The following is a 24,170-nucleotide window of genomic DNA, read 5'->3' on the forward strand; positions in this document are numbered from 1 at the left end:
GCGGTCTTCGCTAGCGTGTTGCTCTCATTTCAGGGAGTAGGCAGGCATGGATCGCAGGGATGACGTCGTCACCGTGCTGCATCGGATCTTTCTTTCCGCCGGCATCGGCTCGGCCAAACAGGTTGAAGCGGTTCGAGCACTCGGGCGCGCCGGTGGTCCGGAGGCCGCGCGGCTGATCGGGCAGATCTATCAGGAGGCCTTCAGTGGGTCGGCGATCCAGATGGCCTGCATCGCGGCACTGGGCGAAGCGGCGCGCGCTTATCCGCCGGCGCTGCCAGGCTCCGATTGAGCGGGGCGGTCACTGCCGCGCGTGGACCGAACAGCATCATCCAGGCGCAACGCCGCCACGCTATGCTGCGCGCCTGCCGACCGATCCCACTGCGATGAAGCTCGCCATCCTGTCCCGCAACACCCGGCTGTACTCCACCCGTCGGCTGGTCGAGGCCGCGCGCGCGCGCGGCCATACCGTACGCATACTCGATCCCCTGCGCTGCTACATGCGCATCGCCGCGGACGGCTTTTCCATGCACTACAAGGGGCGGCCGATGACCGGCGTGGACGCGGTCATCCCGCGCATCGGTGCTTCGGTCACCCGCTATGGCACCGCCGTGCTGCGCCAGTTCGAATTGATGGGCGCGCGCACGCCCAATCCGTCCGACGCGATCCTGCGCTCGCGCGACAAGCTGCGGGCACACCAGCTGCTGGCCGCCAAGGGCATCGACATGCCGGTCACTGTTTTTGGCGACAACCCGGACGACACCGTCGACCTGTTGTCCATGCTCGGCCCGCCGCCGCATGTGGTGAAGCTCAATGAAGGCACCCAGGGCCGTGGCGTGATCCTCACCGAGAAGGCCAGCGCGTCGCGCGGCATCGTCGAAGCCCTGCGTGGGCTGTATGCCAACTTCCTGATGCAGGAGTTCATCGGCGAGGCCAAGGGCGCCGACCTGCGCTGCTTCGTGGTCGGCGACCAGGTGGTGGCGTCGATGCAGCGCCAGGCTCCGGAAGGGGATTTCCGCTCGAACCTGCATGCCGGCGGTACCGCGGTGGCCTCCAAGGCCAGTCGGGCCGAGCAGCAGGTGGCCGTGCGTTCGGCCAAGGCGCTGGGGCTGGGGGTATGCGGGGTGGACCTGATCCGCTCCGAGCGCGGCCCGCTGGTGCTGGAGGTGAACTCCACTCCCGGCCTGGAAGGGATCGAGGCGGCCTGCGGGGTGGATGTCGCCGCACGCATCATCGAGCATGTCGAGAAAATCAAAAAATCCTGATATTTCAATGATTTGAAATCTGGTTCAGGCGGGATTGGCGGGTTTAACACCGCTTTAATCGCCCCGGGCGTAGCCTTCAACGAACCGCAGCTCTGCCTCTCAGCAGGATCGGTATCGGGATACAACTTCAGGCCCAGGCGGGTGCACCGCCTGGGTCTTTTTTATGCCCGCGCCCCCTGCCAAGGGGCCCTTGTGGGCACGTGGGGACACTCGTAGAGTTGGGCCTTCGTTCCGAAGGATCGGGAGGTTGGCGATGTACCGCACCACGATGATCGTGCTGTTGTTGTGCCTGCCTGGCGTTGCACTGGCCAAGCCGGAAAAGGCGGCTGTGCAGATGGACCGCCAGAGCCCGGTGGCCGAGCAGGTCCGCCAGGTCGAAAAAGCCCTGCAGCAGGGCGATTACAACGAAATCTCCTCCGAGGACCGCAGCCAGGTCCAGCAGGCACTGGCGCGGATCACCCAACGGATGGGCGACCGGCAGACTGTCCAGGAGCTGCCGCCGCAGGTGCAGAATGACGTCTTCAACGATCAGGAGCGGGTCAACAGCATCCTGACGCGCGCCCACGACGACAGTCGCCAGATTTGCTCATACCAGCGCACCACGGGCAGCAACATGCCCAAGAGTCGATGCATGACCGTGGCCGAACGCCGCCGTATCGAAGAGAAGGGCAAGGCCCTGCTCAACGACCAGCGCACCTACAGCAACGTGAACCCGGATTCCAAGCTGTAAGGCTACCTGCACCCTGCCGGCCAGCACTTGCTGGCAGAGCGCGCATCCGCATACAGTCGGCGTTCACCTCAGACAGGGATTCGTTTGTATGAAGCATCCAGTGATATCGGCGGTTCTGGTTTCGGCATTGGCCCTGGTCGCTGCCTCGGCAGGGGCCAAGAGTGCCGAAGAGGTCTTCCTGCCGGGCAAGCCGCTGCTGCAGCAGGTTGAGCGCATCGAGATCGAGCTCAACGATGGCGAAACCTATTCCGAGCTGCGCCAGGAAGAGCGCGGCAAGGTCCGCGAGACTCTGGTTCGCATCCGCGCCGCTGCCGAGCAGTATCCGACCAAGGACGCGATGCCTGAATCGGTACGAACTGAGGTCTTCAACGATCAGCAGGTCGTGAACACCGTTTTGACACAGGCGCGTGAAGATAGTCGTCTAATATGCCGACGTGAGAAGGCCATTGGTTCCAACATGTCGTCCACGCAATGCATGACCGTCGCCGAGCGTGCTCGGCAGAAGGACAAGGCACAGCGCGACATGGGCCAGGCCCAGCGCGTCGGTAAATTCGTCAATTAGAGGTGACAGTGAGAATCCTGGTAATCGAAGACAACAGCGACATTGCGGCCAATCTGGGTGACTACCTGGAGGACCGGGGCCACACCGTGGACTTCGCTGCCGACGGAGTGACCGGATTGCATCTGGCTGTCGTGCATGAGTTCGACGCGATTGTCCTGGATCTCAACCTGCCCGGCATGGACGGTATCGAGGTCTGCCGCAAGCTTCGCAACGAAGCGCGCAAGCAGACCCCGGTGCTGATGTTGACCGCGCGCGATTCGCTGGACAACAAGCTGGCCGGCTTCGATTCCGGTGCCGACGACTACCTGATCAAGCCGTTCGCGCTGCAGGAAGTCGAAGTGCGTCTGAACGCCCTGTCGCGTCGCGGCAAGGGCGTGCAGACCCGCGTGCTGGAAACCGGTGATCTGGAATACAACCTGGATACGCTGGAAGTGCGCCGCCAGGGCAAGCTGCTGCAGCTCAACCCGACCGCACTGAAGATCCTGCAGGCGTTGATGGAAGCGGCCCCGGCCGTGGTCACCCGGCAGGAACTGGAAACCCGTGTCTGGGGAGAAGAGCTGCCGGATTCCGATTCGCTGCGCGTGCACATCCATGGCCTGCGCGCTGTGGTGGACAAGCCCTTTGAAGTGCCGATGATCCAGACCCGCCATGGCATCGGATACCGCATCGCCACGCCGGAAGCCTGATTCTGTGGCAAGCAAGGGGGAGCGCCGGCGCACGCCTTATCGGCGGCGCCTGCGCAGCCGCATCATCGTCTCGTTCGTGTTGTTGGGCTTCTGCCTGACGACACTGTTCGCGTTCGCCACCAACTGGGCCCGCATGCGGGTGGAAAACCAGCTGGTGGAAGACGTGATGAACCGCAACATCAGCGAGTACGTGCGGCGTTACTACGAAAGCCCGGACCGCAACCCCGATCTGCCGGTGCAGCAGATGCGCGCGCGCCTGATCAAGCCGGACAAGTTCGAGGCGCTGCGCGAGGAAGAGCCGGACTGGTACGAGTTCAAGGACGGCCTGTACAACATGGGCGGTGTGGACGAGCGCGGTGAGCGCTATTCCTACAAGCTGGCCGTGCGCAAGACTCCTGATGCCTGGGCGTTCCTGGCCTACGACATGACCGACAGCGTTCGCGGTGGGCAACAGCTCAACCGCGCGCTGTTCCTGTCGGTGCTGGTGTTCAGCCTGCTGTCGCTGGTGCTGGGCTGGTGGTCGGCCTCCAAGGTGATGAAGCCGGTCTCGGATCTGGCCGCACGCCTGCGTGCGTATCGTGGCGGTACCAGTGAGCCCGAGCCGTTGGCGCCGCGCTTCCCCGATGACGAAGTGGGGCAGCTGGCCCAGGCGCTCGATGACTATTCTTCGCGGCTGACCGAAGTGGTGCAGCGCGACCGTGAGTTCAATGCGGACGTCAGCCATGAGCTGCGTACGCCGTTGGCGGTGATCCGTGGCGCTACCGAGCTGCTGCTGACCCGCCCGGGTCTGGACGAGAAGGTGCTGCAGCGCCTGCAGCGCATCCAGCGTGCCGAGCAGCAGTGCAGCGATCTGATCGGCGCGCTGCTGCTGCTGTCGCGCAACGAGCGCGGGCAGGGCAGCAGCAATGTGGCCCGTGTGGCCGAACAGCTGCTGGATGCGCATCGCGCGCAGTTGGGTGGCAAGCCGCTGGAACTGCACCTTGATGGCGAGCGCGATCTGGTCATCGATGCCCCCGAAGCGGCGTTGTCGGTGGCGTTGGGCAATCTGATCGGCAATGCGGTGAAGTACTCGCAGGATGGCGAGGTGCGCGTGCATGTGGGCGCCAACGCCGTGTCGGTAACCGACAGCGGGCCGGGCCTGAGCGAGGAAGATGCCGCCAAGCTGTTCCAGCGTGGCTATCGCGGCACTCACGCCGGTCACTCGCAGGGCGGCGGCATCGGCCTGTCGATCGTCAGCCGCCTGTGTGATCTGTACGGCTGGCAGGTAAGCGTGCGCCCGGGCGGTGCCCGTGGCGTGATCGCCACGCTGACGTTCTCGCCGAAGCCGCTGTAACCCATTCTGGCTGCTGCTTTGGTAGGTGCCGACCTTGGTCGGCACGAATCCATCGGTCACCGATGCCGCTTTGGTAGGTGCCGACCTTGGTCGGCACGAATCCATCCGTCGCCGATGCCGCTTTGGTAGGTGCCGACCTTGGTCGGCACGAATCCATCCGTCGCCAAAATCTCCCACTCGGCGCGAAATGTCGCATGCAACGCCAATGCAGCTTTCGCGAAGAAGCGGCGTCATTGGCCCGGCACGACACCTGCGTGATGCAGTCCGCGCGCTGAGCGTGTCACACCGCACGGTTCCGCAGATGGTTGGCCCACATGGCGTTTTCGCCTCATGACCGCATTGCATGCAGCTGGCGAGATGGCATGGCTGGGGCCATCGCCCTGGCCGGGATTGGCGTCCTGAATAAACCCGACAACTTGAAAGCTCCAGATGCGCTTTGGCCATCATGGAAAATGCACCGCATGCCTTCTGCTTCGGCGGGCGGTGCGTGGGGACTCGCAAGAGTCCGCTGGAGTCTTTTTCCTTGCTTTCGAGTTGTTGGGTCTCCGGTACGCCAACCCGCACCGTCCGCCACCCCGCATCCGCGGGTGGCCTTGCCGTCTGCGAGGAGCATTGCCATGTCTGCACGCACCACCTATCCGAACCTGCGCCGCCTGGTCGGCGAATCCGCCGATCAGTTGCCGGCCGACATCGCCGAACGCATCGAAGACGTGCTGGCCGAACCCAGCGACCTGCTGCCCGCGCTGATGGCACGCATGGATGGCCGCGACAATGCCGATGGCCAGACCCGGCAGGGGGCAGGTCTCACCCCGTCGCAGGCAGTGACCCTGGCCAGCCTCAGCCGCACCCTGGCCGGCCTCAATGCGTTGATCCAGATGCTGCACGCCGCCGAAGCGGCACGGGTGCAGGGCAGCGCAGGCCAGCAGCTGCCGCCGGACGTAGTAGAAGGCCTGTTGCTGGCCACCCGCGAGCTCGCCCGCTACGCCCGCCAGCAGCTGGAGTAGATCCACGCCATGCGTGGATGCTCATCCCCGCACTGCGCGACTGTTCCATGGGTATCCAACAGCGCCGGGCCACGCCCGGCGGTTGTTACCAGATCAGACTGGTAGTCGAGCAAGCACGATGCCCGTCATGCCGCAGGCTCCTATTCGGATCGCGACAGTGTGTCAGTCACCGGCGTGCATGAATCCGTACGTAAGTACGAACTCCTGCGCAGTCTCGTCCCCACCTTCAGCGGCGCGCCTGATCCAGGCACGGGCCTCTGTCCTGGCCTGCTTCACTCCCTTGCCATGGAGCAAAGCAAGGCCGTACTCGTACATCGCCGGGGGATAACCTGCCTCGGCTGCCGATTTGAAGCGGGTGGCCGCGCGCGCAACATCGATTTCCACTGAGTCGCCGAACAGATAGCGCATGCCGAGTTGCAAAATCGCCGGGGCATAGCTCTTCGCGGCTGCGGCGCGGAGCTGACGGATGGAGCGCTCCTCAAACACTTCGGACGTTTCGCCGGATATGCTCAGATGGGCGGCGAGAAAAACAGCCTCGCCACTATCCGAGTCCAAATGGGCGCGGATGTGCTCCAATGCGGCCGTGATCTGGCCGTCATTCAATAGTCTTTCAAAGACTGTTGTCATTTGTGTCAGCAGGTTCATGGCGAGCCGGCGGATATCGTAGGCAAAAGGACGGTTGCCCAAGGATTTCCGGGAAACGTCGACACAAGGGCGAGGCATGTCGAAGCGTAGATCAAAACGTAGGCCAAAACGTAGGCCAAAACGTAGGCCCCTTGTCGTACTTTTCGGTCTGGCCCTCGCCGCCTGCTCGGCTTTGAGCGGTTGGGCAGTGCTGCACTATGAAGTCAGCGAACTGTCCGGTCGGTGCCGCGTGTTCTGTGGCGTGGGCACGATGGTCAAGCATCTCTTCGGACCGTTGGCGTATCAATGGGGTGTTGCGATGATCTTCTTTCTTCTCGCAGTCCTGTGTGTGGATCTGGCAATCCGCCGGGGCATTCAAGATCGCTGATTGCCTCGGGGTTGTGAATTGCCCCGGCCGGGGCATCGTCCTGCGCGCGATGCAGATCACCCAAGAGGCGACATCAGCCATGCAGGGTGAAGCCCGCCCTTACCCGGCAGCCAACCGCAGATACCGCAGATGCAACTGCTCCACCTGCGCCTGCAGGTCATCCGGATGGCCATCATTGACCACCACGTCATCGGCCAGCGCCAAGCGCTGCGCGCGGGTGGCCTGGGCGGCGATCATCTGGTCGGCCAGCGCGGCGTCGATGCCGTCGCGCTGCATCAGCCGGGCGTGCTGCACGGCCTCCGGGGCATCCACCAGCAGCACCCGGTCCAGCCAGGGATAGGCTTGGCGGCCGCCGACTTCGGTCAGCAGCGGGATCGCCGCCAGCGCATAGGGGCTGGCGGCCTGTTCGCACTGCTGCTGTATCAGCCGGCGGATGGCCGGGTGGGTGATCGCTTCCAGCGCCGTCCGCTCGGCCGGGTCTGCAAAGATGTGGGCACGCAGACGCGCCCGGTCCAGGCTGCCGTCGGCCAGCAGCATGTCCGCGCCGAAGCGTTCGGCAATCAGGGACAGGGCAGGGCTGCCCACCGTCACCACCGCGCGTGCGGCAAGATCGGCGTCGGCCACGACAATCCCCAGCGCCTCGAAGCGCCGGGTCACCTCACTCTTGCCCGAGGCGATGCCGCCGGTCAGGCCGACCACATACCGGCTCATGGGGACTCCCCTCAGCGCAGCCCGCTCATCACCAGATACTGGTTCAGCAGGGGCTCGCCCCACATGAAGAAGAGCCAGCCGGCCAGCGCCAGGTAGGGGCCGAACGGGATCGGCGTCGCTCGGTCACGACCACGGCTGTACAGCCAGATCGAGCCGATGAGGGCGCCCAGCACCGACGACATCAGGATGATCGGCAGGATGCCCTTCATGCCGCACCAGGCCCCCAGCGCGGCCAGCAACTTGAAGTCGCCGTGGCCCATGCCTTCCTTGCCGGTCAGCTGCTTGAACAGCCACCACACCGACCACAGCGACAGGTAGCCCAGCAGGGCGCCGAGCAGGGCCGGTTTGGCGGGCATGTACAGGTTGTCGATGCTGCCGATCAACCCCAGCCACATCAGGGGTAGGGTCAATTGGTCCGGTAGCAGCTGGGTGCGCAGATCGATGCCGGACAGGGCGATCAGGAAGCAGGTCAGCACGATCGCACCGAAGCCCTGCCAGCCGAAGCCGAACTGCCATACGCAGGCCAGCACCATCACCGCGGTCAGCGCTTCCACCAGCGGGTACTGGATGGAAATGGGCGCCTTGCAGTGGCGGCACTTGCCGCCCTGGATCATCCAGCTGAACAGCGGGATGTTCTCGTACCAGGCCAGCTTGTGCTTGCAGTGTGGGCAGTGCGAAGGCTCAACGACGATGCCCGGCGGGGGCGGCTCGTAGAAGTCAGGTTCTTCCAGGACCTCGCGCGCATCGCGCTTCCACTGCCACTCCAGCCGCTTGGGCAGGCGCAGGATGACGACGTTCAGGAAGCTGCCCAGAAGCAGTCCCAGGCCGGCCGCGGCGGGATAGCCGAGGCCGGGATGCTGGTCGAGAAATGCCATGTATGTTTTATCCGACGACGGCGCCGAGCTTGAAGATGGGAAGGTACATGGCAATCACCATGCCGCCAACAATGGTACCAATGAACACCATGATCATCGGTTCCAGCAGGCTGCTCAGGGCATCCACCGAATTGTTGACCTCCTGCTCGTAGTACTCGGCCACCTTGAACAGCATGGCATCCAAGGCACCAGCCTCTTCGCCGATGCCGGTCATCTGGATGACCATGTGCGGGAACAGGTTGGTCTGTTTCATGGAAACGTTGACCGGGTAGCCGACAGACACGTCATCGCGCATCCGCAGCACCGCCTCTTCATACACCGTGTTGCCGGTGGCGCCAGCCACGATGCCGAGTGCCTCCACCAGCGGCACGCCCGCCTTGAACGTAACGGCGGTGGTGCGGGCGAAACGGGCAATGGCGCTGTTGTGCATGATCTGGCCGATCACCGGCACCTTCAACACGAACCGGTCCATGGCGTGCTGCATCTTCGGCGAACGCTTGTAGGCCATGACTGCACCGACCGCCATTCCGATCGCAACAATCAGCATCAACCACCACCACGACACCATGAACCGCGACAGGTTCACCACCAACATCGTGAACGCGGGCAGGTCGGCGCCGAAGCTCTTGAACACATCCTCGAACTGCGGCACCACGAACACCAGCATGATGCCGCTGACCAGCATGGCCACCACTACCACCATGATCGGGTAGAACAGCGCCTTCTTGATCTTGCCCTTCAGCGCCTCGATGTTCTCTTTGTAAGTGGCTACCGTGTCCAGCACGGTTTCCAGCACACCGGCGCCCTCGCCGGCCCGCACCAGGTTGCGGTACAGCTCATCGAACTGCACCGGATGCTTGCTGACCGCCTCATACAGCGAGGAGCCGCCCTCGATATCGGTGCGGATGGTGTCCACCATTTTTTTCATACGCGGGTTTTTGTGCCCGCTGCCGATGATGTCCAGTGCCGATACGATCGGTACGCCGGACTTCATCATCGTGGCCATCTGCCGGCTAAAAAAGGCGATGTCCCGCGGTTTGATCGGCTTTCCGGCAGCACCGAACAACGGTTTGGGCTTCGTTTTTACCGTGCCTGGGTTGATGCCTTGGCGGCGCAGTTCGGCCCTCAGCAGGTTGGCATTCTTGGCCAGCTGCTCGCCCTTCATTTTCACGCCCCGCTTGTCGGTCCCCTCCCAGACAAACGGCTGCAGCTCCATGGTGGCGCGCGCCACCGGTTCTTTCTTGATCGCACTGCGACTGACAGACATGTTGGCTCCCCGGCCCGCCATCCCCAGACGGGCATCCAGTTGCCGATGGTAGCGGGTTCATTGCCGTCTGGGCAGTTGCCGAGCGGGCCGGAATGCAATTTCGTGCCGGCGGCCGACCAAAGGTGACGCACTGCGTCACATTGCCGCGTCCATCGCAGATTCGCATTCGGGGGGTTCACATCCACGAAATTGCTGCCATCATGGGCGCGGGGAAATCCAGGGGGAGGCGTGCCGGGGTTGGCACGCAACCTGCGTTGATCCACCCGCAGGGCACAGGACCCGCTCAACCGGCGATGCCGGCTCGTTACCTGTGTACTGAAATCAACCACCACTATCTTGGGGATGTACCACAATGAAGAACCAGAAGGGCTTCACCCTTATCGAACTGATGATCGTCGTCGCGATCATCGCCATCCTGGCCGCCATCGCACTGCCGGCTTACCAGGACTACACCTCGAAGTCGAAGGTCACCGCTGCCCTGGCCGACCTGGCCTCGCACAAGACCCAGTTCGAGATGGAAAAGAGTGCAGGTCGCGATCCGAATCCGAATAGTGCTGGCTTCCAGGGCACCTCGACCGGCAGCTGCTCGACGATCGCCGTGGACGGTGATGGTATGACTTGCACCATCCGTGATCCGGGCCGCATCGGTTCCGCCTCCACCATCGCGTTGACCTACACGGATTCGGTTGTTGATGCTACCACTGGCGCCATCACGACTGCCGGCGGTTTCGCCTGTGTCACCACTGCTGTTGACGCCAAGTTCAAGCCCAAGGGCTGCAGCTGATCGACATGATCAATGGGGGGCGTAGGAACTATTCTTCCTAGCCTTGCATGCGATAGTCACAAGGCCCGCTTCTGCGGGCCTTGTGCTGACCGAAGCATGAAAATCGAGCGGCATACAGCAATGGGGATTGCTGGATAAGACAGGGGGAGTCATGAATACGCAAAAGGGCTTCACGCTCATCGAACTGATGATCGTGGTGGCCATCCTCGCCATCCTGGCGGCCATCGCGACGGTGGCGTTCCAGCCTTACATTGTGCGCACTCAGCTGACCGCTGCGCTGGCTGATATCGGCCCGGGCAAGGGCAAGGTCGAGATCCTCATCAATGATGGCCGTCCGGCCAGTTCGGTAACACCAGAACTCATCGGCGGCTCTCAGAACGCGCATTGCTCGGTAGTCGAGGCCGAGCTCAGCGAATCAGGCGTCGGCCACATCAGCTGCACGCTGAAAGGCCACAGTGCCCTGGAAGGTAAAGACCTGATCCTGCGCCGCTCCGCCGAGGGCATCTGGAGCTGCGACGGCAGCGCATTCGAAGCGCGCTATCGACCAGCTGGCTGCTGATTCAACTACGGACCGCCAATAGGATGTCGGCGAGCCGTTGACGGGGCTATCATCCCCGGGGGAGTCAGGATCGTGTCTGCCGGGCCGGGAGTGCCGGGCAAGGCAGTCATGCTCAAGGATTGGCGATGCCGCTGGCCATCGGGTCGCGACAGGTTCTGCTACCCCGCGCTGTGCCTTCGGAGGGCGCACCGCGCTGCCAGACCCATGAGCTAAGGATTCATATGACCGCCGTTACCACCGCCAATCTCGTCGGCATCACCGGCCTGGCCCGCCGCCTCGTACAGGATGGCGCGTTGGACGAAGTCGCTGCCCGCGATGCCATGGCCAAGGCGGCCGCTGCGCGCCAGCCGCTGCCAACATGGTTCGCCCAGAACAAGGTGGTCGGCGCTGCCCAGCTCGCGGCCGCCAACTCACTCGAGTTCGGCATGCCGCTGTTCGACGTATCCACATTCGACAGCAGCCAGAACGCGATGAGCGTGGTCAGCGAAGAGCTGCTGCGCAAGCACAACGTGCTGCCGCTGTTCAAACGCGGCGGCAAGCTGTTCGTCGGCACCAGTAACCCCACCCATTCTCTGGACGAGATCAAGTTCCACACCAATCTGGTGGTGGAACCGATCCTGGTGGATGAGGATCAGATCCGCCGCACGTTGGAGCAGTGGCATGCCAGCCACGACACCATGGGCGATGCGCTGGGCGGTGACGATGACGGCATGGTCAATCTCGATGTTGGCGGTGGCGACGACGACATGGCCAGCACCGACAGCGGCATCGACGCCAAGGGCGACGATACCCCAGTGGTCAAGTTCGTCAACAAGGTGTTGGTCGATGCCATCCGCAAGGGGGCGTCGGATATCCACTTCGAGCCCTATGAAGACGACTACCGCGTGCGCCTGCGCATCGACGGCCTGCTGAAGATGGTCGCGCGCGCACCGAACAAGCTCAACCAGCGCATCGCTGCGCGCCTGAAGGTGATGGCGCAGCTGGATATCGCGGAAAAGCGCGTGCCGCAGGATGGGCGCATCAAGCTCAACCTGTCCAAGACCCGACAGATCGACTTCCGCGTCAGTACGCTGCCCACCCTGTTCGGCGAGAAGGTGGTGCTGCGTATTCTCGATGGCAGCGCGGCCAAGCTGGGCATCGACAAGCTGGGTTACGAGCCGGACCAGCAGAAGCTGTTCCTGGACGCCATCCACAAGCCGTACGGCATGGTGCTGGTAACCGGCCCGACCGGTTCGGGCAAGACGGTGTCGCTGTATACCGCGCTGGGAATCCTCAACGATGAGACCCGCAACATTTCCACCGCCGAAGATCCGGTGGAAATCCGCCTGCCCGGCGTCAACCAGGTGCAGCAGAACAACAAGCGCGGCATGACCTTTGCCGCCGCCCTGCGCTCGTTCCTGCGGCAGGATCCGGACATCATCATGGTCGGCGAAATCCGCGACCTGGAAACCGCCGAGATCGCGATCAAGGCGGCGCAGACCGGCCACATGGTGCTGTCCACGCTGCATACCAACGACGCGCCGCAGACCATCGCGCGCCTGATGAACATGGGTATCGCGCCGTACAACATCACCAGCTCGGTGACGCTGGTGATTGCCCAGCGCCTGGCGCGTCGCCTGTGTTCGAACTGCAAGCGCCCGGCCAATCTGCCGGAGCATGCGCTGCTCGCCGAGGGCTTCACCCAGGCGCAGCTGGACACGGGCATCGAGCTGTATGAGGCGGTGGGCTGCGATGAATGCACCGAGGGCTACAAGGGGCGTACCGGTCTCTACCAGGTGATGCCGATGACCGACGAGATCGCGTCCATCGTGCTGGCGGGCGGCAACGCGCTGCAGATTGCCGAGGCTGCGCAGGCGATCGGCGTGAATGACCTGCGGCAGTCGGCGCTGAAGAAGGCGGCTGCGGGTGTGACCAGCCTGGCCGAAATCAACCGCGTCACCAAGGATTGATCCCTGCAGGGCAAGAGCCCTGCAGGGACACCTCGGCAGAGGTCAGGGGCGCGGCGGGCAACCGTAGGCGAGTACTCCGTCGCGGTTGCACAGGTTCTGCAACCGTGCGGGGTCGAATGAGCCGTTGTTCAGATAGGTCGAGCCGTTGTTGCGTCGGCAGGGAATCTGCATCTGGCATCGGCCGGCAACCACTTCCACGCTGTTCACCATGCAGGTGAGGTAGGCCTCGGACCGCGCGAAGTTTTCCTGGCACACCAGCGGGGTCGTCTGGGCACTTGCATCGGTGCTGTGCAGGAGGCTGATGCCAGCCAGAAGAGCGAGAGCGAACAGTGGTTTCATGACGTGTACTCCTTGGATTGGAAGGAGGACACAGGGTGCACGTGCGAGCTCACGGATCACTTCGGAATGGTTGCAATAGCAGCTGCTCGCGATCAAAAACAGGCGCTGGTCGCGAACAGACTGTGACCTTCGTTGCGGCAAACCCCAATCATGCGCTGCCACGCATCGTGGGCCTCGATGCGGCGCGGGGCATTTGCGACTGCTTGCCTCCGTCGTGCCCTGCACGTTGTCGGTCAGCGCTGGCGGCGCCAGCGATGCATCCGCGCCGCGTATGGGCCTTACTCCATCCCCAGCTTCTTCAGCTTGTAACGCAGCGCGCGGAAGGTGATGCCCAGCTGCGCGGCGGTACGGGTCTTGTTCCAGCGGTTTTCTTCCAGCGCGCGCTGGATGGCACTGCGCTCGAGCTGCTCGATGTACGAGGGCAGGGCGGCGCTGCCCGGGTGCAGGTCGACCACGGCTTCGGCATGGGCAGCGCTGCCCGGTGAACGCGGCGCGTGCTGCGGCAGGCGCAGGTCGTCGGCGCCGATACGGTCTTCCTCGGCCAGTGCCAGTGCGCGTTCCAGGATGTTCTCCAGCTCGCGCACATTGCCCGGGAAGCCGTACTGCGCCAGCGCGTCCAGTGCCGAGGGCGCCAGCAGCGGGGTGGCGCGGCCGTGGCTGCGGGCCAGCCGTGCCAGGATTGATGCGGCCAGCGCCGGCAGATCCTGGCGGCGCTCGCGCAGGGGCGGCACGCGCAGTTCGATGACGTTGATGCGGTAGTACAGGTCGTGGCGGAAACGCCCGTCCTCGACCAGCTCGGCCAGATCCTTGTGGGTGGCCGAGAGGATGCGCACGTCCACCGGCTCTTCGCTGGGCGCGCCAACCGCGCGCACCGATTTTTCCTGGATCGCGCGCAGCAGCTTCACCTGCATCTGCAGCGGCAGTTCGGCCACTTCATCCAGGAACAAAGTGCCGCCGTGCGCGGCCTGGAACAGTCCCGGCTTGTCGGCATGGGCGCCGGTGAAGCTGCCCTTGCGATGGCCGAAGAACTCGCTCTCCATCAATTCGGTGGGGATGGCGCCACAGTTGACCGGTACGAACGGCCCGGCTGCACGTGCGCCCTGCGCATGGATGGTGCGCGCAACCAGCTCCTTGCCCACGCCGGATTCGCCGAGGATGTAGACCGGTGCCTGGCTGCGCGCGACCTTGCCGATGGTGGCACGCAGCACGTCCATGGCCGGCGATTCGCCGAGCAGGCGCGCGGCCTGTTCTACGGCGGGGCCGGTAGCGGGGCGTTCGCTGTTGTTGAGTTCCAGCGCATGCTTGACCAGGCCGCGCAGCACGGTGATGTCCACCGGCTTGCTGACGAAATCGAACGCGCCCGCCTTCAGTGCTTCCACTGCCAGGTCCATGCTGCCGAAAGCGGTGATCATCGCTACCGGCGTGCGCGGATAGTGCTGGGCGATCTCGCTGACCAGTTCGATGCCGTTGCCGTCGGGCAGGCGCATGTCGGTGATGCACAGGTCATAGGGATTGCTGGCCAGCAGTTCGCGGGCTTCGGCGAGGTTGGCGGCGGTGCTGATGCGCAGGCCCATGCGGCCGAGGGTCAACACCAGCAGTTCGCGGATATCGCGTTCATCGTCGACGACGAGGGCGCTGCGGGTTTCGTTCATGGGTGGGAAAGATAGCCGAGGGGGTGGGATGCGACAAATGTTTGACGCACGAAATCAGTCCGGAAACAGGGTGTGCGGGCCAGGCAGAACCAGGCGGAAGCAGGAGCCACCGGCGGGGACGGGGATGTAATCCAGTCGTGCCTGGTTGGCGCGGCACAGCTCGCGGGCGATATACAGGCCCAGGCCGGTGCCGTGCTCGGAAGTGGTGAAGAAGGGGCGGAACAGCTGCGCGGCGACGGTCTCGGGAATGCCCGGGCCGCGATCCATCACGTCGATCACCGCACTGCGTTCGTGCTGGGCCACACGCAGCCGCACGCGCGCGGGCTGCTCGCCGATGCGACCGTACTTCAGGGCGTTGTGCACCAGCACGGTCAGCACCTGGTACAGGTGGCGCGGGTCGACCTGGGCCGGCACCGAGGTGTCGTTGATGATCGGTTCGATGCTGTCGGTCTCCAGCGTCTGCCCCTGCTTGTACTCCAGCACGAAACGGCGCACGAACGCCGCGAGATCGACGTTTTCCGGATTGGCGCGTTCGCGCCGGGCCAGGCCGAGCACGCTCTCAACGATGCCGTTGGTGCGTTGGCACTGCTGGTGGATGATCTGCAGCAGGCGGCGGTCGCTGTCATTGAAGCCGGTGCCTTCCTCGAGCAGCTGCACGGCGTAGTTGATGGCCGCCAGCGGGTTGCGGATCTCGTGGGCGAGGCTGGCCGAGAAACGCCCCATCGCCGACAGTGTGAGCGATTCGGCGCGGCGCGAGACCACGCTGGAGTCATCCAGGAACACCAGCACCAGGTCGCTGCCGGCCAGCAGGCGGGCAAAGCGCGGTTGTACTTCCGGCTGGTCGGGGTTGAGCTGCAGCGGCATTTCGTCCTGCGCCCAGCCGTTGCGCCAGCGTTGCAGGCGTCGGGCAAGTTCGGGGGCGACGCTGGCCAGGTCGAGGCGGCCGGAATCACTGTTGCCGTCGCTGTCGCCGAGCAGGATCGAGGCGGCCTCGTTGGCCAGGGTAATGCGGTTGTCGGCGTCCACCACGACCACGCCGGTACGCATGCGGCGGATGATCAGTTCGTTGATCTGGAACAGGTTGGCCACTTCGTCGCCACGCTGGTTGGCCAGCTGCTGGTTGCGGCGGGCGCGGTTGCCGACCTGGTAGCTGATGAAGGCCAGCGCCAGGTAACTGGTGGCGAACATCGCCAGCTCGGCCAGGGTGCGGGTGGGATCGCCGCCTTCCAGCACCTTCCACAGGTACTCGGCGGCGGTGGCGACGCTGGCGGCCAGCGCCAGCACCAGGCCCCAGCTGAGCGGCAGCAGGGTGGCAGCGGCGGCGATGTTGAACAGCAGCGACATCGAGATGCCGGCGCTGGCACCGGGCAGGGCGTGCGCCAGCAGGCTGGCGGCGACGATATCCAGCAGCACGCCGCCGACCACGATGGGCCGCAGCCAGCGCTCGTTGCGGCCGATCACCAGCAGCAGCAGCGACAACAGCAGGTAGGCGGCGCCGACCGAATAGGCCAGGCGCGGGTGATGGGCTTCGCCGCTGATCGCCGACAACGGGCTGTACAGCAGGGCGGCGATGACCGAGGCGATCAGCACCCGGTACAGGGCGAAGAAATACAGCTCGCGCCGCGGTATCGATTCGATGCGGTCGATCAATGAAGCACTGGGTGACACGCCGGAACTCCCCTTCTGGCTGCCTGGAACTGGATCATGACGGCGGTGGGCCGAACCTGCCCGACGTCCCCCGATCGTCGGATCTGCTCGCTGCCCGGTTGCCGGCACCGTGGGCTCGAATTTACGGGGCCAGTATAGGGCGCCTGCACCGGGCTGGGCTGCGCAATCGGCCGGGGCCGGCACGGGGGCTCTGGTCCAGGCCGTGCCGCAACTGCCTGAATGACCATGGAAATCTGGCCGGGTGCGGCCTTTTGTCCATACTTCTTTGCGCCCCGGCGCCGGCTCGGCCACAATAGTGGGCCCGCCGCGGTCCATGCCGGCGCCCCGCCGGGGCCCTGAGGAATTGCGTGCGGTCGTTCCTATTCCCACGGTGACGCATGAATTTCCACGAATACCAGTCAAAACAACTGCTTGCCGAGTACGGCATCCCGGTCCCGGCCGGCAAGGTCGCTGCGACCCCGGACGAAGCTGTTGCCGCTGCCAACTCCCTGGGCCAGGGCCCCTGGATGGTCAAGGCGCAGATCCACGCTGGCGGCCGCGGCAAGGCTGGCGGCGTCAAGTTCTGCAAGACCACCGACGACGTGAAGGCCGCTGCGGCCAAGATGCTCGGCACCAAGATGGCCACCTACCAGACTGCTGGCGTTGAACTGCCGGTCAACCTGGTGCTGGTGACCACCGCTGGCGAGATCGTCAAGGAACTGTACCTGTCGGTACTGGTTGACCGTGGCACCAAGACCATCACCTACATCGCTTCTTCGGAAGGCGGCGTGGAGATCGAGCAGGTCGCCGCTGAAACCCCGGAGCTGATCCACTCGCTGAACGTCGACTTCGTCGAAGGCGTGCAGGGTTACCACGGTCGTGATTTCGGCTTCAAGCTGGGCCTGACCGCCAAGCAGGCCGGCCAGTTCGCCAACATCATGGTGAACCTGTACCGCCTGTTCAACGAAAAGGACCTGGCGCTGGTTGAAATCAACCCGCTGGCCATCCTGGACGACGGCAACCTGTACGCGCTGGACGGCAAGTTCGACAGCGACGACAACGCCGCGTTCCGCCAGAAGGCGCTGGTCGCCATGCGCGACAAGACCCAGGAAGATCCGACCGAAGTGATCGCTTCGGAGCTGGACATCAACTACGTCACCATGGACGGCAACATCGGCTGCATGGTCAACGGCGCCGGCCTGGCCATGGCCACCATGGACGTCATCAAGCTCAACGGCGGCGAGCCGGCGAACTTCCTGGACGTGGGCGGCGGTGCCAACAAGCAGCGCGTCATCGAAGCGTTCAAGCTGATCCTGTCCTCGGACAAGGTCGAAGGCATCTTCGTCAACATCTTCGGCGGCATCGTCCGCTGCGACATGATTGCCGAAGGCATCATCGCTGCTGTGAAGGAAGTGGGCGTCAAGGTTCCGGTCGTGGTGCGCCTGGAAGGCACCAACGTGGAAGAAGGCAAGCAGCTGCTGCGTGACAGCGGCATGGCCATCATCCCGGCCGACAACATCAACGACGGTGCCAAGAAGGTCGTCGAAGCTGTCAAGAACGCCGCCTGATCCGACACCGAAGGAAATCCAATGTCAGTTTTGATCAATAAGAACACCAAGGTGATCGTGCAGGGCTTCACCGGCCAGCAGGGCACCTTCCACGCCACTCAGATGATCGAGTACGGCACCCAGGTTGTCGGCGGCGTGACCCCGGGCAAGGGTGGCACCACCCATATCGACCTGCCGGTCTTCAACACCGTGGCCGACGCCGTGCAGAGCACCGGCGCCAACGCTTCGGTCATCTACGTGCCGCCGCCGTACGCGGCTGACGCGATCCTGGAAGCCGCTGCTGCCGGCATCAAGGTCATCGTCTGCATCACCGAAGGCATCCCGGTGCTGGACATGCTGCGCGTCAAGAACGTGCTGACCCGCTCGCATCCGGACACCGTGCTGATCGGGCCGAACTGCCCGGGCGTCATCACCCCGGGTGAGTGCAAGATCGGCATCATGCCGGGCCACATCCACAAGCCGGGCAAGATCGGCATCGTGTCGCGCTCGGGCACCCTGACCTATGAAGCGGTCAAGCAGACCACCGAAGTCGGCCTGGGCCAGTCCACCTGCATCGGCATCGGTGGTGACCCGATCAACGGCCTGAACTTCGTCGACTGCCTGAAGCTGTTCAACGAAGACCCGCAGACCGAAGGCATCATCATGGTCGGCGAAATCGGCGGCGACGCTGAAGAAGCCGGTGCCGAGTACATCAAGAACCACGTGAAGAAGCCGGTCGTCGGTTTCATCGCCGGTGCGTCGGCTCCGGCCGGCAAGCGCATGGGCCACGCCGGTGCGATCGCATCGGGCGGCAAGGGCACTGCCGAAGGCAAGTTTGCTGCAATGGAAGCTGCTGGCGTCGTCACCGTGCGTTCGCCGGGCGACCTGGGCGCTGCCATCGCCAAGCTGGTCAAATAAGATCGACTGCCTCCGGCAGACGATTCTGTAGAGCCGAGCCCACGCTCGGCTGCCTGAAACAGAAAGGCCGCCTCCGGGCGGCTTTTCTGCGTCTGCAATGGGGTCAGATCCCTTTTGCCATGCAAAAGGGATCTGACCCCAGCGTTACAATGGCGGCATTGCAACCACAGGCTGGATTCCCATGGCTTCGATCCGCATCGCGATGGCGCAGTTCGACTTCCCGGTTGGCGACGTCGCCGGCAACACCGAGCGCATCATCGAGATGATCGGCCAGGCGCGCGACGAGTACGGCGCCGGGCTGGTGATGTTCCCCGAGCTGGCAGTCAGCGGCTATCCGCCGGAGGACCTGCTGCTGCGCCCCGGCTTCCTGTACGAGTGCGAGCAGGCGATGACCCGCATTGCCGCGGCATGCCGTGGCATCACCGCCGTGGTCGGTTGGCCGCAGGCGGCCGGTGCGGTGGTCTACAACGCGGCCAGCGTGCTGCGCGATGGCCTGGTGGAGCAGACCTACCGCAAGCGCGAGCTGCCCAATTACGCGGTGTTCGACGAGCGTCGCTACTTCGATGTCGATCCCGACGGTGGCAGCTGCGTATTCGAGGTTGATGGCATTCCGGTGGGCCTGCTGATCTGCGAAGACCTGTGGTTCGCCGAGCCGCTGGCCGATACGGTGCGGGCCGGTGCGCAGCTGGTGGTGGTGCCCAACGCTTCGCCCTACGAGCGCGGCAAGCATGCCCAGCGCGATGCGGTGCTGGCTGCACGCACCCGCGAAAGCGGCGCGGCCATCGCCTACCTCAACGTGGTGGGCGGCCAGGATGCGCTGGTGTTCGATGGTGCATCGGTGGTGGCCGACGGCGATGGCACGGTGCATCCGGCCGCGGCGGCCTTCGTCGACCAGTGGCTGGTGGTGGAGTACGACGGTGCGACGCGCCGCTTCATGCCGCACGTGTGGTTGGACGACGGCGACGAGAGCATGGATGCGCTGGCCTGGCGCGCGGTGACCCGCGGCATCCAGGACTACTGCAGCAAGAACGGCTTCAAGAAGGTGTGGCTGGGCCTGTCCGGCGGCATCGACTCGGCGATCGTGCTGGCGATGGCGGTTGATGCGCTGGGCGCGGAGAACGTCACCGCCGTGCGCCTGCCCTCGCGCTATACCGCCGGCATGTCCAACGACCTGGCCGCCGAGCAGTGCGAGGCGCTGGGCGTGAAGCTGGAAGCCGTTTCCATCGAGCCGGCATTCCAGGGCCTGATGCAGGCGCTGGCACCCATGTTCGAGGGCACCACGCCGGATGTGACCGAAGAGAACCTGCAGTCGCGCAGCCGTGGCGTGATCCTGATGGCGTTGGCCAACAAGTTCGGCGGCCTGTTGCTGACCACCGGCAACAAGAGCGAGTACGCGGTCGGCTACGCCACGATCTATGGCGACATGTGCGGCGGCTACGCACCGCTGAAGGATCTGTACAAGACCGAGGTGTTCGGCCTGTCCAAGTGGCGCAACACGGTGGGCGGCGCGCCGGTGATTCCGCCGGCAGTGATCAGCCGCCCGCCATCGGCCGAACTGCGCGAGAACCAGACCGACCAGGACTCGCTGCCGGCCTACGATGTGCTGGACGGCATCCTGTACCGCTACATCGACCAGGAGCAGTCGCGTACGGAGATCGTTGCCGCCGGCTACGACGCGGCGGTGGTGGATCGTGTGCTGCGCCTGGTGCGCATCAGCGAGTGGAAGCGCCACCAGGCCGCGCCCGGCCCGAAGGTTTCGCGTCGCGCGTTCGGGCGTGAGCGCCGGTACCCGATCAGCAACGGCTACAAGGGCTGAGGGCTGGTTGCGGGGCCCATCCAGAGTGGGTGCGGCCCCTGGTCCGCACCGTTCAGGATGAGGTGCATGCCCCATCCACGCGTGGCGTGGATCTGCCAGGCAAAAAAAAGGCCCCTTGCGGGGCCTTTTTTCTTACTTCTTTTCCAGTCGCGCGTTGCGCTGGCCGGTGGCGGCGGACTTCTCGCCGGCAAACGGGTTCAGCTTGCGGATCATCCACGGGTACTTCGGCCACTTGCCTTCCAGCCACGGGTGGTCCGGCTGGTTCAGCTGCAGGACGCGGCGGGCGTCGTCGGCCAGGGTCTTGTTGCCCAGGTGGGTGTAGGAGTCGGCCAGTACCGCCACGGCATCGTTCTGGAACGCGCTCTGCGGGTAGGTTTCCAGCAGGTAGTTGGCGCGGCCGGCGGCCGAGACGTAGGCGCCACGGCGCATGTAGTACAGCGCGTTGTCGAGTTCGTGCTGGGCGAATACGTCACGCAGCACCAGCATGCGCTGGCGCGCGTCGGCGGCATAGCGGCTGTTGGGGTAGCGGTCGACCACGATGTTGAAGTCTGAATACGCCTGGTGCGGCGTGGACAGATCGCGGCGGCTCGCGTCCAGTGACCATACGCGACGCAGGAAAACCGTATTGCGGTTGGAGTTGGCCAGGCCGCGCAGGTAGTACAGGTACGCGATGTTGCGGTGGGTCGGGTAGGTACGGATGAAGCGGTCGATGCTGGACACCGCGTCATCGTGCTTGCCGGCCTTGTACTGGGCATAGGCCGATTCGATCATCGCCTGCTCGGTGTACGGGCCGTAGGGATACTGTGCCACCAGACGGCGGAAGCTGGCTTCGGCGCCGCTCCAGTTGCCGCCTTGCATCAGCTTGTGGCTCTTTTCGTAGAGCTGTTCGACCGGGGTGCCTTCATCAGGGCGATCGCCCTTGGTGCCGCGGTTGCAGCCGGTGGCGACGATGACCAGCACCAGCAGAAGGGCGGTCAGGCGGACGGGCGCGGAGAGCAGGACGGAGCGTCGGATCATGGGGTCAATGCGGGACGCGGCTGGAATACGAAGGGTCGATGATAGCCTAGTGTCCTGTCCAGCGACTGAAACCGGCTCGCCGGGACCCCAAAATTTCAAAGATACCCCCCTGCCATGTCTGAACAACCCTCCGAATCGGCCCGCCAGGCCATTGTCCCCGACACCTCCGCCGGCCGTCGTTTCGACGCAGTCGTGGCCGAGCTGTTCCCCGAATATTCCCGCTCCCGCCTGACCGAGTGGATCAAGGCCGGCGACGTCCTGCTGGACGGCGCGCAGGCGCGGCCGCGCGACGCCCTGCGCGGTGGCGAGGTGGTCACCCTGCAGGTGGTGCTGGAAACCCAGACCACCGCCGAGCCGGAAGACATCCCGCTGGACGTGCTGTTCGAGGATGAGCACGTGCTGGTGATCAACAAGCCCGTTGGCCTGGTCGTGCACCCCGGTGCCGGCAACCACAGCGGCACGCTGGTCAATGCGCTGCTGTACCGCGACCCGTCGGTGGCGGTGCTGCCGCGCGCGGGCATCGTGCATCGCCTGGACAAGGACACCAGCGGCGTGATGGTCGTGGCCCGCACCTTGGAAGCGCAGACTGCGCTGGTCGAGCAGCTGGCCGCCCGTGACGTGCACCGCCAGTACCTGGCCGTGGTGATGGGCGCGCTGGTGGCCGGTGGTACGGCGGATGCGCCGATCGACCGTCACCCGCGCGACCGCCTGAAGATGGGTGTGCGCGAGGATGGCAAGGAAGCGGTGACCCATTACCGCCTGCGCGAGCGCTTCCGCGCGCATACCGCGCTGGAATGCCGCCTGGAAACCGGGCGTACCCACCAGATCCGCGTGCATATGGCGCACCTGCGCCATCCGATCGTGGGCGATCAGCTGTACGGCGGCGCGCTGAAGCTGCCCAAGGGTGCCAGCGACGAGCTGGTGGCCGCGCTGCGCGGCTTCAAGCGCCAGGCCCTGCATGCAGAGACCCTGGAGTTCGTGCACCCGATCAGCGGTGAGCCGGTGCGCAACACCGCGCCGGCGCCGGCTGACATGCTGCACCTGATGAAAGTGCTGCGCGAAGACAGCGCAGCCTTCGCCGAACGCGAGCGGAACCGCTGGTAATGACGACCGCGCTGCCACTGCAGCAGGCCGATTGGCCGACGCCCCCGGGCGTGCATGCACTGACTACGCGCCGACGCGGCGCGGGGGTCTCGCCCGAGCCGTTCGCACAGTTCAACCTGGGCAACCGGCATACGGCCGACGGTGACAGCCCGGCCAATGTCGAGCACAACCGGCAGTTGCTGCAGCAGGGGCTGGCGCTGCCGTCGGCGCCGCATTGGCTGCGCCAGGTGCACAGCAGCACCGTGCTGCGTTTTGCTGCGCCGCCGGTGGAAGGGGCCAGCGAACCGGTAGCCGATGCCGCGGTGACGTCGGTGCCTGGCGTGGTGCTGGCGATCCTCACCGCGGACTGCCTGCCGGTGGTGTTCGCCGCTGTCGATGGCAGCGAGGTGGGCGCCGCCCATGCCGGTTGGCGTGGCCTGGCCGACGGCATGCTGGAGGCCACCGTGGCCGCCATGCAGACGCCGCCGGCACAGCTGCGCGCGTGGCTGGGCCCGGCAGCGGGACCGGCCGATTACGAGATCGGCGAAGAGGTGTACCACGCCTTCGTCGGCCACGACGCGGCCGCTGCGGCGGCCTTCGTGGCAACCCGCCCCGGCCACTGGAAAGTGGACCTGTTCGCGCTGGCGCGACAGCGTCTGCAGGCGGCGGGCATGGAGCTGGGCAACATCCATGGCGGCACGGTCTCGACCATGGCCGATGCGGACCTGTACTCGCATCGCCGCGACCGCCGTACCGGCCGGATGGCGACGCTGGTGTGGATGGACTGATGCGGGGGGATCGCGCTGCGGGTGTAGAGCCTGGCGGCGTGATCGTCTTCGACGGCGTCTGCGCGTTGTGCAGCCGCTGGGTGCGCTTCCTGCTGCGGTTCGACCGGCAGGAGCGCTTTCGCTTCGCGGCAATGCAGGGCGCGCAGGGCAGCGCGTTGTTGCGGGCGCACGGGCTGGACGCGCACGACCCGACCTCGTTCCTGCTGTTGGACGGGCAGGGCGCGTGGACCGATACCGATGCGATCCTGCGCGTTCTGGACGCACTGGGCGGTGGTTGGCGCCTGGCGGCCGTGCTGCGCGTGCTGCCACGGCGGTGGCGCGATGGTGCGTACCGCGTGCTGGCGCGCAACCGCTATCGCTGGTTCGGGCGCCATGACGCCTGCTTCCTGCCGACGCCGGCACAGGCCGCGCGCTTCCTCGATTGATCGCCTGTTGTTGTAGAGCCGAGCCATGCTCGGCTGGCTCTTGCGCAGAGTAGAGCGGAGCAATCGAGCATGGCTTGACTCTACAAAAGCCAGCCGAGCATGGCTTGTATGTTCCTCCCGGCTCCTACGAGGTATGTAGGAGCCAGGGTGGAGGGACCGTCAACATGATATCTGCGGGTAGCAGCCGACAGACGAGCCGAGCGA

24 protein-coding genes are annotated in these 24,170 nt (G+C 64.9%); 16 read left to right on the forward strand and 8 right to left on the reverse strand.

Annotation, left to right across the window (positions count from 1 at the left end; translation table 11 throughout):
• Positions 1-46 precede the first annotated feature (46 nt).
• The 7 genes from ACFX4F_RS00535 (at position 47) to ACFX4F_RS00565 (ending at position 5,577) form a co-directional block, all read left to right on the forward strand.
• Positions 47-289, forward strand: coding sequence for a hypothetical protein (locus ACFX4F_RS00535; protein ID WP_380651179.1), 243 nt, complete (start codon positions 47-49; stop codon positions 287-289).
• A 94-nt stretch (positions 290-383) separates the two neighbouring features.
• Positions 384-1,262 (forward strand): 30S ribosomal protein S6--L-glutamate ligase, encoded by an 879-nt coding sequence (gene rimK, locus ACFX4F_RS00540; RefSeq protein WP_025874283.1) that lies wholly within the window; start codon positions 384-386, stop codon positions 1,260-1,262.
• Between the two features lie 253 nt (positions 1,263-1,515).
• A complete protein-coding gene (locus ACFX4F_RS00545) occupies positions 1,516-1,992 on the forward strand; it encodes a hypothetical protein (RefSeq protein WP_312705554.1) in 477 nt (158 codons plus the stop codon).
• A gap of 88 nt (positions 1,993-2,080) precedes the next feature.
• Positions 2,081-2,554, forward strand: coding sequence for a hypothetical protein (locus ACFX4F_RS00550; protein WP_033831854.1), 474 nt, complete (start codon positions 2,081-2,083; stop codon positions 2,552-2,554).
• 8 nt (positions 2,555-2,562) lie between these two features.
• Positions 2,563-3,240: a response regulator transcription factor gene (locus tag ACFX4F_RS00555; protein ID WP_025874286.1), complete on the forward strand. Its 678-nt coding sequence runs from the start codon at positions 2,563-2,565 to the stop codon at positions 3,238-3,240.
• On the forward strand, positions 3,203-4,573 hold the full coding sequence (locus ACFX4F_RS00560; protein ID WP_088101008.1) for a HAMP domain-containing sensor histidine kinase: 1,371 nt from the start codon (positions 3,203-3,205) through the stop codon (positions 4,571-4,573). Before ACFX4F_RS00555 ends, ACFX4F_RS00560 begins: the two co-directional genes overlap by 38 nt.
• A gap of 617 nt (positions 4,574-5,190) precedes the next feature.
• A complete protein-coding gene (locus ACFX4F_RS00565) occupies positions 5,191-5,577 on the forward strand; it encodes a hypothetical protein (protein WP_099820868.1) in 387 nt (128 codons plus the stop codon).
• Between the two features lie 162 nt (positions 5,578-5,739).
• On the opposite strand, the gene ACFX4F_RS00570 is transcribed toward ACFX4F_RS00565, so the two are convergent.
• The 4 genes from ACFX4F_RS00570 to ACFX4F_RS00585 all read right to left on the reverse strand — a co-directional run bounded on the left by ACFX4F_RS00570 (position 5,740) and on the right by ACFX4F_RS00585 (position 9,442).
• Positions 5,740-6,264 (reverse strand): tetratricopeptide repeat protein, encoded by a 525-nt coding sequence (locus tag ACFX4F_RS00570; RefSeq protein WP_380651186.1) that lies wholly within the window; start codon positions 6,262-6,264, stop codon positions 5,740-5,742.
• Positions 6,265-6,688: 424 nt separating this feature from the next.
• The gene (coaE, locus tag ACFX4F_RS00575) at positions 6,689-7,300 is read right to left on the reverse strand and encodes a dephospho-CoA kinase (protein ID WP_380651189.1); all 612 of its coding nucleotides are present in this window, start codon (positions 7,298-7,300) and stop codon (positions 6,689-6,691) included.
• A gap of 11 nt (positions 7,301-7,311) precedes the next feature.
• Positions 7,312-8,175: an A24 family peptidase gene (locus ACFX4F_RS00580; RefSeq protein ID WP_025874291.1), complete on the reverse strand. Its 864-nt coding sequence runs from the start codon at positions 8,173-8,175 to the stop codon at positions 7,312-7,314.
• Positions 8,176-8,182: 7 nt separating this feature from the next.
• On the reverse strand, positions 8,183-9,442 hold the full coding sequence (locus tag ACFX4F_RS00585) for a type II secretion system F family protein (protein ID WP_380651218.1): 1,260 nt from the start codon (positions 9,440-9,442) through the stop codon (positions 8,183-8,185).
• Between the two features lie 352 nt (positions 9,443-9,794).
• Between ACFX4F_RS00585 and ACFX4F_RS00590 the strand changes: the two genes are divergently transcribed.
• From ACFX4F_RS00590 to pilB, 3 genes are all read left to right on the forward strand, one after another.
• The gene (locus ACFX4F_RS00590) at positions 9,795-10,226 is read left to right on the forward strand and encodes a pilin (protein ID WP_089236600.1); all 432 of its coding nucleotides are present in this window, start codon (positions 9,795-9,797) and stop codon (positions 10,224-10,226) included.
• Between the two features lie 151 nt (positions 10,227-10,377).
• Complete coding sequence (locus ACFX4F_RS00595) at positions 10,378-10,785, forward strand: pilin (RefSeq protein ID WP_380651192.1); 408 nt, start codon at positions 10,378-10,380, stop codon at positions 10,783-10,785.
• Positions 10,786-11,006: 221 nt separating this feature from the next.
• The gene (pilB, locus tag ACFX4F_RS00600; protein ID WP_380651195.1) at positions 11,007-12,734 is read left to right on the forward strand and encodes a type IV-A pilus assembly ATPase PilB; all 1,728 of its coding nucleotides are present in this window, start codon (positions 11,007-11,009) and stop codon (positions 12,732-12,734) included.
• Positions 12,735-12,776: 42 nt separating this feature from the next.
• On the opposite strand, the gene ACFX4F_RS00605 is transcribed toward pilB, so the two are convergent.
• The 3 genes from ACFX4F_RS00605 to ACFX4F_RS00615 form a co-directional block, all read right to left on the reverse strand.
• On the reverse strand, positions 12,777-13,073 hold the full coding sequence (locus tag ACFX4F_RS00605) for a hypothetical protein (RefSeq protein ID WP_099820873.1): 297 nt from the start codon (positions 13,071-13,073) through the stop codon (positions 12,777-12,779).
• Positions 13,074-13,351: 278 nt separating this feature from the next.
• On the reverse strand, positions 13,352-14,725 hold the full coding sequence (locus tag ACFX4F_RS00610) for a sigma-54-dependent transcriptional regulator (protein WP_380651198.1): 1,374 nt from the start codon (positions 14,723-14,725) through the stop codon (positions 13,352-13,354).
• Between the two features lie 54 nt (positions 14,726-14,779).
• Entirely contained in the window at positions 14,780-16,393 is a 1,614-nt protein-coding gene (locus ACFX4F_RS00615; protein WP_380651201.1) for a sensor histidine kinase, read from the reverse strand.
• Positions 16,394-16,770: 377 nt separating this feature from the next.
• Between ACFX4F_RS00615 and sucC the strand changes: the two genes are divergently transcribed.
• The 3 genes from sucC (at position 16,771) to ACFX4F_RS00630 (ending at position 20,653) form a co-directional block, all read left to right on the forward strand.
• A complete protein-coding gene (sucC, locus tag ACFX4F_RS00620; protein ID WP_025874298.1) occupies positions 16,771-17,940 on the forward strand; it encodes an ADP-forming succinate--CoA ligase subunit beta in 1,170 nt (389 codons plus the stop codon).
• A gap of 21 nt (positions 17,941-17,961) precedes the next feature.
• A complete protein-coding gene (gene sucD / locus ACFX4F_RS00625) occupies positions 17,962-18,837 on the forward strand; it encodes a succinate--CoA ligase subunit alpha (protein ID WP_017356169.1) in 876 nt (291 codons plus the stop codon).
• A gap of 181 nt (positions 18,838-19,018) precedes the next feature.
• Positions 19,019-20,653 (forward strand): NAD+ synthase, encoded by a 1,635-nt coding sequence (locus ACFX4F_RS00630; protein WP_380651206.1) that lies wholly within the window; start codon positions 19,019-19,021, stop codon positions 20,651-20,653.
• Positions 20,654-20,785: 132 nt separating this feature from the next.
• On the opposite strand, the gene ACFX4F_RS00635 is transcribed toward ACFX4F_RS00630, so the two are convergent.
• The gene (locus ACFX4F_RS00635; protein WP_099820877.1) at positions 20,786-21,670 is read right to left on the reverse strand and encodes an outer membrane protein assembly factor BamD; all 885 of its coding nucleotides are present in this window, start codon (positions 21,668-21,670) and stop codon (positions 20,786-20,788) included.
• Positions 21,671-21,784: 114 nt separating this feature from the next.
• Here ACFX4F_RS00635 and rluD point away from each other — a divergent pair, with 114 nt between their 5' ends.
• From rluD to ACFX4F_RS00650, 3 genes are read left to right on the forward strand one after another with little or no spacing between them, the layout of a single operon-like run.
• Positions 21,785-22,774, forward strand: a complete 990-nt coding sequence (gene rluD / locus ACFX4F_RS00640; protein ID WP_380651209.1) for a 23S rRNA pseudouridine(1911/1915/1917) synthase RluD — start codon at positions 21,785-21,787, stop codon at positions 22,772-22,774.
• The gene (gene pgeF / locus ACFX4F_RS00645; protein WP_380651212.1) at positions 22,774-23,541 is read left to right on the forward strand and encodes a peptidoglycan editing factor PgeF; all 768 of its coding nucleotides are present in this window, start codon (positions 22,774-22,776) and stop codon (positions 23,539-23,541) included. The genes rluD and pgeF overlap by 1 nt, the downstream gene beginning before the upstream one ends.
• On the forward strand, positions 23,541-23,966 hold the full coding sequence (locus tag ACFX4F_RS00650; RefSeq protein ID WP_099820880.1) for a thiol-disulfide oxidoreductase DCC family protein: 426 nt from the start codon (positions 23,541-23,543) through the stop codon (positions 23,964-23,966). Before pgeF ends, ACFX4F_RS00650 begins: the two co-directional genes overlap by 1 nt.
• The last annotated feature ends 204 nt before the right edge of the window (positions 23,967-24,170 follow it).

Source organism: Stenotrophomonas sp. YIM B13575 (assembly GCF_042787595.1).
GTDB classification, from domain to species: domain Bacteria; phylum Pseudomonadota; class Gammaproteobacteria; order Xanthomonadales; family Xanthomonadaceae; genus Stenotrophomonas; species Stenotrophomonas lactitubi_B.

Bases quoted from the DNA above. Each gene is read 5' to 3' on its own strand.
- ACFX4F_RS00560 (WP_088101008.1), top strand. From the start codon at position 3,203: ATGGCATCGGATACCGCATCGCCACGCCGGAAGCCTGATTCTGTGGCA.
- rluD (WP_380651209.1), top strand. From the start codon at position 21,785: ATGTCTGAACAACCCTCCGAATCGGCCCGCCAGGCCATTGTCCCCGAC.
- ACFX4F_RS00630 (WP_380651206.1), top strand. From the start codon at position 19,019: ATGGCTTCGATCCGCATCGCGATGGCGCAGTTCGACTTCCCGGTTGGC.
- ACFX4F_RS00565 (WP_099820868.1), top strand. From the start codon at position 5,191: ATGTCTGCACGCACCACCTATCCGAACCTGCGCCGCCTGGTCGGCGAA.
- ACFX4F_RS00605 (WP_099820873.1), bottom strand. From the start codon at position 13,073: ATGAAACCACTGTTCGCTCTCGCTCTTCTGGCTGGCATCAGCCTCCTG.
- coaE (WP_380651189.1), bottom strand. From the start codon at position 7,300: ATGAGCCGGTATGTGGTCGGCCTGACCGGCGGCATCGCCTCGGGCAAG.
- ACFX4F_RS00610 (WP_380651198.1), bottom strand. From the start codon at position 14,725: ATGAACGAAACCCGCAGCGCCCTCGTCGTCGACGATGAACGCGATATC.
- rimK (WP_025874283.1), top strand. From the start codon at position 384: ATGAAGCTCGCCATCCTGTCCCGCAACACCCGGCTGTACTCCACCCGT.
- pilB (WP_380651195.1), top strand. From the start codon at position 11,007: ATGACCGCCGTTACCACCGCCAATCTCGTCGGCATCACCGGCCTGGCC.
- ACFX4F_RS00585 (WP_380651218.1), bottom strand. From the start codon at position 9,442: ATGTCTGTCAGTCGCAGTGCGATCAAGAAAGAACCGGTGGCGCGCGCC.
- ACFX4F_RS00550 (WP_033831854.1), top strand. From the start codon at position 2,081: ATGAAGCATCCAGTGATATCGGCGGTTCTGGTTTCGGCATTGGCCCTG.
- ACFX4F_RS00545 (WP_312705554.1), top strand. From the start codon at position 1,516: ATGTACCGCACCACGATGATCGTGCTGTTGTTGTGCCTGCCTGGCGTT.
- pgeF (WP_380651212.1), top strand. From the start codon at position 22,774: ATGACGACCGCGCTGCCACTGCAGCAGGCCGATTGGCCGACGCCCCCG.
- ACFX4F_RS00590 (WP_089236600.1), top strand. From the start codon at position 9,795: ATGAAGAACCAGAAGGGCTTCACCCTTATCGAACTGATGATCGTCGTC.
- ACFX4F_RS00650 (WP_099820880.1), top strand. From the start codon at position 23,541: ATGCGGGGGGATCGCGCTGCGGGTGTAGAGCCTGGCGGCGTGATCGTC.
- sucD (WP_017356169.1), top strand. From the start codon at position 17,962: ATGTCAGTTTTGATCAATAAGAACACCAAGGTGATCGTGCAGGGCTTC.
- ACFX4F_RS00595 (WP_380651192.1), top strand. From the start codon at position 10,378: ATGAATACGCAAAAGGGCTTCACGCTCATCGAACTGATGATCGTGGTG.
- ACFX4F_RS00580 (WP_025874291.1), bottom strand. From the start codon at position 8,175: ATGGCATTTCTCGACCAGCATCCCGGCCTCGGCTATCCCGCCGCGGCC.
- sucC (WP_025874298.1), top strand. From the start codon at position 16,771: ATGAATTTCCACGAATACCAGTCAAAACAACTGCTTGCCGAGTACGGC.
- ACFX4F_RS00535 (WP_380651179.1), top strand. From the start codon at position 47: ATGGATCGCAGGGATGACGTCGTCACCGTGCTGCATCGGATCTTTCTT.
- ACFX4F_RS00635 (WP_099820877.1), bottom strand. From the start codon at position 21,670: ATGATCCGACGCTCCGTCCTGCTCTCCGCGCCCGTCCGCCTGACCGCC.